Origin of the sequence: Streptomyces sp. E2N166 (assembly GCF_003671715.1) — a bacterium.
Taxonomy (GTDB): domain Bacteria; phylum Actinomycetota; class Actinomycetes; order Streptomycetales; family Streptomycetaceae; genus Streptomyces; species Streptomyces thinghirensis.
The window spans coordinates 162,222-174,316 of sequence record NZ_RAIF01000032.1; the positions used below are offsets into that span (position 1 = coordinate 162,222).

8 protein-coding genes and 1 tRNA gene are annotated in these 12,095 nt (G+C 71.3%); 8 read left to right on the top strand and 1 reads right to left on the bottom strand.

All coding sequences use genetic code 11. The features are described from left to right. The first annotated feature begins 459 nt into the window (after window positions 1-459). The 5 genes from EBH09_RS27825 to EBH09_RS27845 are packed head-to-tail and all read left to right on the top strand — an operon-like array spanning window position 460 to window position 8,024. Entirely contained in the window at window positions 460-1,773 is a 1,314-nt protein-coding gene (locus EBH09_RS27825) for an extracellular solute-binding protein (RefSeq protein WP_121749691.1), read from the top strand. Beyond that, entirely contained in the window at window positions 1,770-2,729 is a 960-nt protein-coding gene (locus EBH09_RS27830; RefSeq protein ID WP_121749692.1) for a sugar ABC transporter permease, read from the top strand. Before EBH09_RS27825 ends, EBH09_RS27830 begins: the two co-directional genes overlap by 4 nt. Before the next feature lie 2 nt (window positions 2,730-2,731). Next, window positions 2,732-3,547, top strand: a complete 816-nt coding sequence (locus tag EBH09_RS27835; protein ID WP_193776570.1) for a carbohydrate ABC transporter permease — start codon at window positions 2,732-2,734, stop codon at window positions 3,545-3,547. Between the two features lie 47 nt (window positions 3,548-3,594). Next, window positions 3,595-4,848 (top strand): glycoside hydrolase family 76 protein, encoded by a 1,254-nt coding sequence (locus EBH09_RS27840; RefSeq protein ID WP_121749694.1) that lies wholly within the window; start codon window positions 3,595-3,597, stop codon window positions 4,846-4,848. A gap of 50 nt (window positions 4,849-4,898) precedes the next feature. Next, a complete protein-coding gene (locus tag EBH09_RS27845; protein ID WP_121749695.1) occupies window positions 4,899-8,024 on the top strand; it encodes a glycoside hydrolase family 38 C-terminal domain-containing protein in 3,126 nt (1,041 codons plus the stop codon). A gap of 55 nt (window positions 8,025-8,079) precedes the next feature. On the opposite strand, the gene EBH09_RS27850 is transcribed toward EBH09_RS27845, so the two are convergent. Further along, a tRNA-Pro gene (locus EBH09_RS27850) sits at window positions 8,080-8,165 on the bottom strand. 491 nt (window positions 8,166-8,656) lie between these two features. On the opposite strand from EBH09_RS27850, the gene EBH09_RS27860 reads away from it, so the two are divergent. The 3 genes from EBH09_RS27860 (at window position 8,657) to EBH09_RS27870 (ending at window position 11,873) form a co-directional block, all read left to right on the top strand. Then, window positions 8,657-9,235: a dihydrofolate reductase family protein gene (locus tag EBH09_RS27860; RefSeq protein WP_121749697.1), complete on the top strand. Its 579-nt coding sequence runs from the start codon at window positions 8,657-8,659 to the stop codon at window positions 9,233-9,235. Between the two features lie 409 nt (window positions 9,236-9,644). Then, window positions 9,645-10,994, top strand: coding sequence for an APC family permease (locus EBH09_RS27865; protein ID WP_121749698.1), 1,350 nt, complete (start codon window positions 9,645-9,647; stop codon window positions 10,992-10,994). 213 nt (window positions 10,995-11,207) lie between these two features. Continuing rightward, entirely contained in the window at window positions 11,208-11,873 is a 666-nt protein-coding gene (locus EBH09_RS27870) for a TetR/AcrR family transcriptional regulator (RefSeq protein WP_121749699.1), read from the top strand. Window positions 11,874-12,095 lie beyond the last annotated feature (222 nt).

Genomic DNA, 12,095 nt, shown 5'->3' on the forward strand with positions numbered 1-12,095 from the left:
GCGAGGCCGTCGGACAGCGCGGCCCAGTCAAGGGCCGCGGGACCGTCGACGGCCAGGACGAGCGGTTCGCCCGGCAGCTCCGCGGCCAGGGCCGGCCAGCCCGCGGTCACCTCCCCGCCGGTGGGCCGGTAGCTGGGGTGGGTGTCGTACGAACGAGACGCGGGCACAGCTGCTCCTTACTCGGTTCCATGGATGAGTTAACGATAACAGTGCCTGGCTGGAGGAGTCCATGGTCGTCATGCGGGGCTTGTGTGGCGCTTAAGCGCCTCTGGCCAGCGCATTTATCAATGCTCTTCATGTCGGGTGATTCTTTTCCTTCTGAACCCTTGCTACCGCAGGAATGGTGTCGTTAACCTCCACGCAACACACACTCGGCAGATCCCGGGCCTGATCGGTGCCCTGCGTGCCCTGTGATTCACATCCGGCCATCTATGTGGCCCGATTCCGTGAAGGTGATCAATGTCAGCAACGGGCAGGACCGGCAGCGCGGCTGGGCCGCTGGCTCGGCGTCGCTTCCTCGCCGGAGTGGCCGCCGGCGCGGCCGCCGTTACGGCGGGAGGGTGCGCCCGGGGCGAGAGCACTTCCGCGCAGCCGGGAACCACGAGCATCTCCAATGACAACGCCACCTGGGACGAGGGCTACCGCTCGGCCGGCAGCGAGCTGAAGAAGATCACCGGCTACGCGCTCCGGCCGCTGTCGAATCCGTCGGTGACCTCCTACCAGCAGGTCGTGCAGATGACTTTGCAGACGTCGAAGTCCTCGGACCTCGTCAAGTGGGCGTCGGGCTATCAGCTCAAGCGTCTGGCGCGGGCCGGCGGGCTCACCGACCTGTCCCGGGTCTGGGAGCGTTACGCGGCCAAGGGGTGGGTGCGGGGGGCGTCGCGGGACGCGGTCTCGTACCGCGGCAAGGCGCTCGGGATCCCGATGTACGAGTCGTACTACGTGCTCTTCTACAGCAAGCCGGTGTTCAGAAAGCTGGGCCTGGCCGAACCCGGGAGCTGGTCCGAGCTCCTGCACTGCGCCGAGGTCCTCAAGCGCAACGGGATCACGCCGTTCCTGGCGAGTCAGTCGGGTGGCTGGCCGGCGATCGAGTGGTTCCAGGAACTGGTCAGCAAGGTCGACCCCCGCTTCTACCAGCGTCTGGTGGACGGCGACGCCTCCTACACCGATGCTCCGGCACGCCGGGCGATGGACATCTGGCACGACTTCATGCGCAAGGGCTGGATGACGGCGCCCGACTTCGACCAGGCCCGTGGTCCCGGCGCCCTGAAGGAGGCCGAGGTGGGCATGTTCCTGCACGGCACCTGGCAGGCGGCGGGGATGTCGGCGGCGGGCATGAAGCCGGGCACGGACTACGGCGCCTTCATCCTGCCCGCCGTGCGTTCCTCCACTCCGAAGAGCGTGATCGCCGAGTCGGGTGTCTTCGTGGTGCCCAGCCGCGCCTCCTCCCACGACGCCGCCATGGCCAACGTCGGAGCCTGGCTCGACCCGTCCGTCCAGCGGGTGTGGAGCGACTTCCTGCAGGACAGTTCCGCCAACCCGAAGGTGCGCTCCAGCAACCCGGTGGTGGCCGGCCTCCAGCGCGACATCGTCCGCAATCGCCGGATGCCGCTGGTGCGCTACTGGGAGGCCAGTCCGCCCAGCCTCATCCAGGGCAACACCAACGACCTCGGTGGATTCATGGCCGGGCAGACCTCCCCGGCCACCACACTGCGCCGGATGCAGGAGCGCGCACACGACGAATGGGCGGCCTGGAAGCGAGACGAAGCATGAGCACCTCAACGACCGACCGGCGCCCCCCGACGGCCCCCGGCAAGCCGCCGGCACCCCGGAGCGCGACCCGGCACGACCCCCGGGCGCCGGTGTGGCGCACCGCGCGTGAACGTCTGGCGGGCGGCGGCTTCATGGCTCCGGCCGTCCTCCTGGTCTCACTGTTCCTGCTGGCCCCGTTCGCGTGGACCCTCTATCGCAGCCTCTTCAGCGACACGCGGACCTCGCCGTTCGCCTGGTTCGACAACTACGCGCTGTTCGCCTCGGACCCGGCCCTGTTCCGCTCCGTCCAGAACACGCTGCTGTGGGTGGTGGGCACGGTCGCGCTCCCGTTCGTGCTCGGGCTCGCCATCGCGTGCATGACCAGCTCCAGTCGCCTGTCCCGCCTTGCGCGGCTGTGCGTGGTGCTGCCCTACGCGCTGTCGGGATCCGCCGTGGCGGTCGTGTGGAACTTCATGCTCACCACGGACGGCGCCGTCAACCAGGTCCTGAACGGCGTCGGGCTCGGCTCGCTGGCGCAGGGATGGCTGCTGACCTGGCCCGGCAACACCCTCGTGATGATCCTCGCCAACGCCTGGCAGGCCACCGGCGTGGCCGTCATCCTCTTCCTGGTCGGGCTGCAGTCCATCCCGCCCGAGACTCTGGAGGCCGGCTCCCTGGACGGTGCGGACGGCTGGCAGCAGTTCCGGCACATCGTCCTGCCGCAGCTGCGCCCGGTGTCGATCATCGTGATCGGCATGAGCCTGGTCAACGGCCTCAAGTCGTTCGACCTGATCTGGGTGCTCACCCAGGGCGGCCCCGGGCGGGCCACCGAGACCCTCGCCGTGTCCATGTACAACGAGACCTTCCTGGAGTTGCGGCCCGGCGCGGGAGCGGCGATCGCGGTCGTCCTCACCGTGATCGTGCTGGCCGCCTCCTGGCTCTACCTGCGCCGCCAGCTCGACGTGAAAGGCGTGTGACGATGTCCCTCGGCCGAGTTCTGCGCAACGCCACCCTGGTGATCCTCGCTGTGCTGTGGCTGGTCCCCACCTGGCTCCTCGTCGTCAACGCGCTTGTGCCCGCGGGGAGTTACTCCGGGAGCCCGCACTGGCTGCCCCGGGACTTCGGACTGTTCGACAACATGTCCCAGGCCTGGGACAAGGCCAACCTGGGCCCGGCTCTCGGCAACAGCCTGCTGTACGCCGTGGTCAGCGCGGTAGCCGCCGCGGTGATCGCCGGTTTCGCCGCCTTCGCCACGATCATCATGCCGGTCAGGCACCAGGCCCTGTGGTTCTGGGTGATCTACTCCGGCACCCTGCTGCCGCTGCAGGTCTTCATCCGGCCCCTGTTCCTGTCCTACGCGCACACCTCGCTCTACGACACCCAGACCGGTCTCGTGCTCATCTACACTGCGATCGCGGTCCCGTTCGCGTTCTTCGTCATGCGCAACTACGCCCTGACGCTGCCGCGGGAAGTCGTGGAAGCCGCACGTATGGACGGCGCGTCCTGGTGGCGGGTCTTCTGGCAGATCTACGTCCCGCTGACCCGGTCCGCCATGATCGCCGTGTTCGTCTTCCAGTTCGTGGCGGTCTGGAACGATCTGATGTTCGGCATCACGATGGTCACCAGCCGTAACATCCGGCCCGTCATGGCCGCTCTCGCCGACCTGCAGGGCAACTACTCCAACGTCGGGCCGCCCGTCGTGCTGGCCGGCGCCCTGCTGGTCTCGCTGCCGACCCTGGTGCTGTTCTTCTCCGCCCAGCGTTTCTTCGTCAGCAGTCTCAAGATCCACCGCTGAGTCCGCACGCCTCCACCTCCCTCCCATCGTCGCGAAGGGACACCCTCATGCTGCGATCGCTGCTCACCCGTGCCACCGCTCCCGCCGTCTGCGCCGGCCTGCTGTGGACCGCTGCCCCCGCCCACGCCGTTGTCCCCGCCGCTGCCCCGGCCCGCGCCGCTACGCTCGCCCACTCCGCGAGTCCCGCCCCCGCGCGTCCGGTCGCCTCCAGCGTCTGGGCCGACCGCGCCACCAGCACCTATCGCGCCCTGCAAGGCCACCTGTACCAGGGCGCCGACGCCCACGGGCTGTACCTGGAGCACACCCCCCGACAGGCCGCCGACCCGGAGCACTCCTATCTGTGGCCGTTCCGCGAGGCCGCGCAGGCAGCCGTCGACATGCAGGAACTGCCGGACACCGGGGCCTCCTACCGCAGGGACGCGGCCGAGCGGTTCGACACCGTCGAGCTCTACCACAGCTCCGGACAGCGCCCGGGCTACGCGTCCTACCTGCCCGCCCCGCTGGGCACTGGCGGCGACATCTACTACGACGACAACGCCGTGGTCGCCCTGAGCCAGCTCGACCAGTACGAGGCCACCGGCGACCGCCGACTCCTGGAGCGGGCCGAACAGGTCGTGCCCGTCGTCTCCCGTGCCTGGGACGACGACGCCACCAAGTCCTGCCCGGGCGGCATGGACTGGTACGACTCGCCCGGCAACAACATCCGGGCCACCAACGTCACCGCCCTCTCCGCCCAGCTCGCCGCCCGGCTGTACGAGCACACCCGCGACCGCACCTACCTCGCCAAGGCCGAGCGGTGGTACGGCTGGGTGTACTCGTGCATGCGCAAGGCGCCCGGCCTGTACGTCAACGACCGAGGCGACGACGGCACCACCAACGAGACGCTGTGGACCTACAACTCGGGCGCCATGATCGGCACCGCCGTCGCGCTCCACCGCGGCACGGGGGACACCGGGTACCTGAACAAGGCGGTCGAGGACGCCCGCGGCTCCCTGGCGTACTGGAGTCAGGGCAGCCGACTGCACGACCAGCCGGCCGTCTTCAACGCCTTCTACTTCAAGGACCTGCTCGACCTGGACGCCGTCCGCCCCGACTCCGCCTACCTGAAGGTCATGAGCGGCTACGCGGACAGCACCTACCGGACCAACCGGGACGCCTCCACCGGTCTGTTCCGCTTCCAGCCCTCCGGCGGCGGCGACTTCGACCCCGCGGCGCCGGCCGCGACCCTCAACCAGTCGGCCATGGTCCAGATCTTCGCCACTCTCGCCGACGCCACCCACGAGCACCGCCGGCCTTCCTGACGCGGCACTCCACGCGACCGCACCCTCAACGCAAAGGACACTCACGCACCATGCCCAAGCCACCGTTGACCCGGCAGTCCTGGTGGGACTCCGACATCGCGCGCGACATCCTCAAGGAGCGTGTGGCCACCACCGCCGGCCTGGGCGGCCTGCAGGTGCAGCTGTCGGGGGAGCCCCTCCTGCGTCACGGCACGGGCGGCCTGTTGCAGTCCATCCGCCTGCGGATACGCCGCCCCGACGGCGCCTCCCTCCCGCGCGTCACCCGGGCCCGCGTCACCACCAGCGGGGGAACCCCCGTCCACTGCGAGATCCTGGACGGACCAGGAGGCGACACCCGCCTCCTGGTCCCGGAGGTGGAAGCGCCCACCGGCTTGCTGATCGAGCTTCCCGAACTGGAGGAAGGCACCCGGCTCGCCTTCGAGGCACGACCGCAGCGCCACTGGACACTGCACCTCGTGCAGCACTCCCACCTCGACATCGGCTACACCGACCCGCAAGGACGGGTCATGGCCGAGAGCCGCGCCTACCTCGACTCACTGCTCGAACTGTGCCGTGACACCGACGGGTGGCCGGAGCCCGCCCGGTTCCGCTGGGCCGTCGAAGGCTTCCACTCCTTCCAGGACTGGCAGGCCAACCGGCCCCGGCGACAGGTGGAGAGCTTCCTCGACCGGGTCCGTGAGGGGCGCGTCGAACTCACGGCCATGCCGTTCAACCTGCACACCGAGACCTGCTCCACCGACGAACTGCACGAACTGCTCCGCCCGGTGACCGAGCTGCGCGACCGGCACGGCATCGACATCACCACGGCGATGCAGACGGACGTACCCGGCCAGGTCGTGGGCCTGCCCGACGTCCTGACCGACAACGGAATCCGCTACCTGTCGGTGGCCCACAACTGGGCGGGCCGCGCGGTCCCCCACCTCGTCGGCGGAGAACACCTGCCGCGCCTGTTCCGCTGGCAGGCCCCCAGCGGCAACAGCGTCCTGGTCTGGCGCACCGACACCCCGCACGGCCTGGCCTACATGGAGGGATCGATCCTCGGCTTCGACGAGTCCTACGACCACGTCGACGACCTGCTGCCCTCCTACCTCAGCGCCCTGGCCCGGTTCCCCTATCCCCACCAGGGGCGCGGCATCCCCGGCTTCCCCGCCCTCGACCTGCCCGGCACGGCAGACCCCTACCCGTGGGACGTCCTGCACCTGCGAGTGCTGGGCAAGTTCGCCGACAACGGCCCCCCGCGCCGCGTCATCTCCGACACGGTGCGCCGCTGGAACGAACAGTGGGCGTACCCGCAGCTGCGCGCCTCCCGCAACCAGGACTTCTTCGAAGACGCCGAAAAGCGCGTCGGAGACCGCCTGGAGACCTACCGGGGTGACTGGAGTGACTGGTGGGTCGACGGCGTGGGCGCCGGCGCCGTCCCCCTGGCGGCCACCCGTCGTGGGCAGGCGGCCCTCGCCGAGGCACAGACCGTGGCCGGCTACGCCCGTCTGATGAACGTCCCCGGCAGCACGGCCGTCACCGCCGGCGCTCCCGGCGTCTACCGGTCCGCCTCGCTGTTCAACGAGCACACCTGGGGCGCCGGCGACCCGTGGACGCACGGCGACCACGGCCACGGCTCCGGCGAGAAGCAGTGGCACTGGAAGTACGCCCAGGCCATGCGCGCCCACGACGACGCCGAAACGCTCCTGGACGCCGCCACCGCGCTGCTCGGCGAAGCCTTCACCCCAGCCGCCGGCGCGGCGGCGTCCTTCTACGCCGTGAACACGTGCAGCTGGCCGCGCACCGAAACCGCACGGCTCTTCCTGCCGGAGAGCACCGTCGCGCTCGGCGAGCCGGTCCAGATCGTCGACGCGCGCACCGGCACGGCCCTGCCCTTCGCCCAGGAGGACCAGAACAACGAACGCCACCGCGCCGCCGGCCGGTTCCTGCACGTGCCCGTCACGGACGTGCCGGCCTGCGGAGCCGTACGCCTGGACATCGTTCCCCGCGCCACACCCGCGGCACAGGACGGCGAAGGCGGCGACGCGCCCACCGAGCCCACCGTCCTGGAGAACGGCCACCTGCGTGTCACCGTCGACCTGCGCCAGGCCTGCATCGCCTCCGTCATCGACAAGCGCACCGGCCGTGAGATGGTCCGTCAGGACGCCGTCATCGGGTTCAACGGCTACGTCTACGACGAATACGCCACGGCGGGCGGCTTCAACCACCAGTCCAGCAAGACCGTCGCCGACGACTCGATGCACCTGCTCGCCTCCCGCACCACCGCACCGCCCGCCGCACTCGTCGACCGCACCACGGACGCCACCGGCCACACCCTGGTCTACGAATGCGCCCCGGCCGGCACCCGCCGGCTCCGGGTGAGGGTGCACCTTCCGCACGGCGCGGCCCGCATCGACCTGGAGAACCGCGTCGACAAGACCGGGACCCTCACCAAGGAAAGTGCCTTCTTCGCCTTCCCGTTCGCCCTCGACAACCCCGTCGTGCACACGGAGGCCACGGGCGGCGTCCTGGGCACCGACCGCGAGACCGTGCCGGGCTCGGCGACCCACATGCGCGCCATCCGGCGCTGGATCAGTCTGAGCGACGGCACCCACCACGCCGCGCTGGCGACCGCCGACGCCCCGCTCGTCCAGCTCGGCGGAATCGCGATCCCCTACGTCCCCTACCCCCAGTCGCTGCCGCAGGAGGAGCCGGCCACCGTCTTCTCCTGGGTGCACAACAACATCTGGGACACGAACTTCCCCGCCCAGCAGGCCTTCGACCACGTCTTCCGCTACAGCGTCGGCTTCGCCACGGCCGAGGAGAACACCCCGGCCCGCGCCGACGAACTCGCCGCACGCGTCGCCGCCGTCACCAGCCACCCGATCGTGCCGGTCCGGGCCCGTGCCGGAGCCGGGGCCAAAACCCCGGCCGAGACACACTTCCTGGCCCTGGACGATCCCCGGGTACGACTCGTCGGGGCCACCGTCCCCGACAGCGGCCAACTCCTGGTGCGTCTGCAGTCGGTGGCCGACACCCCGGTCACCTGTCGCCTGAGCACCCCGTTCCCCGTCGCCCGCGCGGCCCGCACCAACTACCTGGGCCTGAACCCGAGCGATATCGGCCCGGAGCCGGACGGCGCCATTCCCGTCGACGTTCCAGCACTCGGAACGGCAGCCGTCGTCCTCCACCTGTAGTGGACTTCACGCGCGATACGAGCGTCACGGGGAGGGGTGTCGACCGTGTCCGCGGTGCCCGGGGCGGGATCCGAACCCGCACGGCCCTGGCGGCCAGGGACTTCCAAGGTCCCCGTGTCTGACCGATTCCACCACCCGGGCCGGATCGGGGCGCTCCCGGCCGGCCACCGGAAGAGGGCGCCCTTCTCGGTGGCCGATGCCTCCCTGTGAGGAGGGGAGGGACGGCGCGCTCAGTCCGTCGCGGACGTCGCGGACGTCGCCGCGGGCTCGGTGCGAGGTGCGGCGGAGGCCGCGGGCACGGTGCTCGGTGCGGGGGAGGCCGCGGGCTCCTTCGCCGCGGCGCGTACGGCGGTGAGCTGGAGCAGCGGCGCGGTCGCCGCGAAGCCCGCCGCCCGGAGGGGGCGCACTCGTGAGCCCGGGCGGGCGAGCGCCGGGACCACCCAGCGGTCACCGGCACCGAGCACCAGCCCGGCGCGCGCCGGCAGAAGCGGCGGACTGGTACCGAGGTCTTCTCGCCGAGTGATCCGTCGAATGATCCAGTGAGGTGGCTCGGCCCGGGGGATCCCGCGAGCCGCGAGGGTTCCGCGGTGTGCGGCGGCCGTACTGTCGACCGTCACCGAGGAGGACTTCTGATGCGCAGAGTGACCTATTCGATGAGCGTCTCGCTGGACGGCTACATCGTCGGGCCGGACGGAGACTTCGACTGGACGGCGCCGGGTGATGACGTATTTCGCTTCTGGATCGACGAGATCCGGGAGGTCGGCGTCCACCTGCTGGGACGCCGGCTGTACGAGACGATGCTGTACTGGGAGACCGCCGACCAGGATCCGTCGCTCGACGACTCGATGCGCGAGTGGACCGCGCTCTGGAAGCCGCTCCCGAAGGTGGTGTTCTCCACCACGCTGTCGGCGGTGCAGGGCAATGCCCGGCTGGCTTCCGGCAGTCCGGCGGAGGAGATCGAGCGGTTGCGGGCCGAACCGGGGGAGGGCGACATCGCGATCGGTGGCGCGGTGCTCGCCGCCGAGGCGGCCGCGTCGGGTCTGATCGACGAGTACCGGGCCGTGGTCTACCCGGTGCTGGTCGGTGGTGGCATCCCGTTCTTCCCCCGGCACGAGCGCCGGGTGGATCTCGAACTCGTCGAGACCCGCACCTTCAACTCGAGAGTCGTCTACCTCCGCCACCGCGTGGCGCACCGGCCGGCTCGGCCCTGAAGCCAGAACCTCAGCGGCGCCCGGGGAGCGTGCTGCCGTAGGCCCGCATTCCGCGGTAGATCGTCGGCGACCGCCCGGGACGAGGGGGCCCGTGAGCCACCCGTGTGCATTTCGCGCCGGGAAGTTTGCCATCGCGCCGATGGGAAAGGGGCTCTGTGATCCACCGCGGCGACAAACCGGTGGATAGCAGGTGAAAGCAAAGGGAGAGGAGCGTTCGATGTCCTCGAAGCGACGTCGTAAGAAGAAGGCCCGCCGCAAGAACGGCGCGAACCACGGCAGCCGTCCGCAGAGCTGAGGGCGTGCCGACGCATCGGGTGGGTGGCACATGCCACCCACCCGAGCGCTTTTCCGGCGCGGTGCGCAGCAAGATCACGGCGTGTTTCCCGTCCTGCGGGAAACCTGGGACGCCATGGCGAGACTCGGAAGGCAACGGCCCGCGGACGCGCAGGGCAGCCCGGCACTCAAGCGCACGCTGACCACCCCGCTGCTGTACTTCTTCATCCTGGGCGACGTGCTCGGAGCCGGGGTCTACGTGCTGGTGGGGCAGGTGGCCGCCGACGCCGGGGGAGCCGTGTGGGTGCCGCTGGTCGTCGCCCTGCTGCTGGCGATGCTGACCGCCGCCTCCTACGCCGAACTGGCCACGAAGTACCCGCGGGCGGGCGGCGCCTCCCACTACACCACCCGCGCCTTCGGGCCGTTCGCCGGCTTCGTCGCGGGCTTCTGCATGCTCGCCGCCGGCATCGTCTCCGTGGCCGCGCTCGCCCGCGGCTTCGGGGGCGACTACCTCTCCGCCTTCGTGACGCTGCCGGTCGGGTTCGTCGCCATGCTGTTCCTCGCCCTGCTCGCGCTGGTCAACGCGCGGGGCATCAAGGAGTCGACCCGCGCCAACGTCGCCGCCACCCTCGTCGAGGTCGGCGGTCTCCTCGTCATCGTCGCCCTCGGCGTCTGGCTGCTGCTGCGCGGCGACGGCGACGTGGGGCGGCTGGCACAGCTGGGTACGCCGGAGAAGGGGGCCGCGGCGGCCGTACTGAGCGGCTCCGTACTGGCGTACTACTCCTTCGTCGGGTTCGAGACGTCGGTGAACGTCGCCGAGGAGACCCGCGACCCCCGGCGCTCCTATCCACGCGCCTTGTTCGGGGCCCTCGCCACCGCGGGCGCCGTGTACGTGCTGGTGGGCCTCGCCGCGTCGGTGGCGGTGCCGACCGCCCGGCTGGCCGAGTCGAGCGGGCCGCTGCTGGAGGTCGTCGAGGCGGCGGGCGGCGTCCCGCCCCGGCTGTTCAGCGCCATCGCGCTCGTCGCCGTGGCGAACGGCGCGCTGCTCACCGGCATCATGTCCTCCCGCCTGGCCTACGGCATGGCCCGGGACGGGCTGCTGCCCGCCGCGCTTGCCAAGGTGCTGCCCGGCCGCCGTACGCCGTGGGCGGCGATCGCGGTCACGACCCTGCTGTCGATGCTCCTGGCGCTCACCGGCAGTGTCACCACCCTGGCGTCCACCCTGGTCCTGCTGCTGCTCGTGGTCTTCCTCATGGTCAACACGGCCGTACTCGTGCTGCGCCGCGACCCGGGCGAGGCCGACCACTTCCGGGCCCCGACCGTGCTCCCCGTGCTGGGCGCCCTGTCCTGCGTGGCGCTCGCCACGCAGATCGAGGCCGAGGTGTGGCTGCGCGGGCTGCTGGTCGTGGCGGTGGGGACGGTGCTCGCCGCGCTCGCCGCCGCACGGCGGACGGCCAAGGGCGCGGACCGGGCCGGGCGCGGGTGACCCGGGTGCGGCCGACCGGTTGCGGAGCCGCTGACCGCGCGGCCTCCGACCGCCTGGCCGTCGTCGGTCACACGGCGGTCGGCCACACGGCGGTCGGTCACGGGGGTGTCATTCCGGCGCGGGGAGGGTGCGCCACAGGTCGGGCCGGGTCGCCGCCCCGTGCCAGAATGGACGCCCCCGCAGCCCGAATCCTTCCCGCCCCAGAGGTTCCCCGTGACCAAGTCCGTTGCCCGTGAGCCGCAGCGACGCAACGCGCGGTCCAACCGGGCGCGCATCCTGGCCACGGCCCGCCGGGAACTGGGGCGGAACCCGGACACCACCCTTGAGGAACTGGCCCGTGCCGCCGGTGTCGTACGGCGGACCCTCTTCGGTCACTTCCCGGGGCGCGCGGCGCTGTTGGAGGCCCTCGCCGAGGAGGCGTCCGAGGTGCTGCGGAGCGCGATGGCCGCCGGGGCGGAGCGGGTCGGGCCGGCCGAGCCCGCCGAGCCCGCCGAGCGCGCGCTCGCGCACTTCGTGCTGCTGATGTGGCCCGTGGGCGACCGCTACCGGATGCTGCTGGCGCTGGCCCGGCACGACCTGGGCGTGGAGCGCGTGGCCGAGATCCTGGCCCCGGCCCGCGCCGAGGTCACCGCCATCCTGGAGCGGGGGCAGCGGGACGGAGTCTTCCCCGGCCACCTGCCGCCCGCCGTGCTGAGCGCCGGCCTGGAGGCGATGACGGTCGCGCTGCTGGAGCAGGTCAACACCGGTGCGCTGGAGGACGACGGCACCCGCGTCGCGACCGCCCAGCTCATCGCGGCCGGCGTACCCGTGGAGCGGGCCCGGGCGGTGGTCGAGGACGTGGCCCCGACGATGACCGCGGAGGGTGTCGCGGACGAGTGAGCCGCGGCCCGTGTCCCCGTCGGGGCCACGGCTCGTATCCCCGTAGGGGCCGCCGCCCGTACTCCCGTGGGGCAGGTTCGCCCGCCCCGTGACCCGGCGGGCCGGCCCGCATGCCTCTCAACCCTGTACGGCGGGCTGGCCCGCGTGATCTCCGTCCCAGTACAGCGGGTTCGCCGCCCGCCCCTCACCCCAGTACGGCGGCTTCGCCGCCCACCCCTCACC

Bases quoted from the DNA above. Each gene is read 5' to 3' on its own strand.
- EBH09_RS27830 (WP_121749692.1), top strand. From the start codon at position 1,770: ATGAGCACCTCAACGACCGACCGGCGCCCCCCGACGGCCCCCGGCAAG.
- EBH09_RS27860 (WP_121749697.1), top strand. From the start codon at position 8,657: ATGCGCAGAGTGACCTATTCGATGAGCGTCTCGCTGGACGGCTACATC.
- EBH09_RS27865 (WP_121749698.1), top strand. From the start codon at position 9,645: ATGGCGAGACTCGGAAGGCAACGGCCCGCGGACGCGCAGGGCAGCCCG.
- EBH09_RS27845 (WP_121749695.1), top strand. From the start codon at position 4,899: ATGCCCAAGCCACCGTTGACCCGGCAGTCCTGGTGGGACTCCGACATC.
- EBH09_RS27825 (WP_121749691.1), top strand. From the start codon at position 460: ATGTCAGCAACGGGCAGGACCGGCAGCGCGGCTGGGCCGCTGGCTCGG.
- EBH09_RS27835 (WP_193776570.1), top strand. From the start codon at position 2,732: ATGTCCCTCGGCCGAGTTCTGCGCAACGCCACCCTGGTGATCCTCGCT.
- EBH09_RS27840 (WP_121749694.1), top strand. From the start codon at position 3,595: ATGCTGCGATCGCTGCTCACCCGTGCCACCGCTCCCGCCGTCTGCGCC.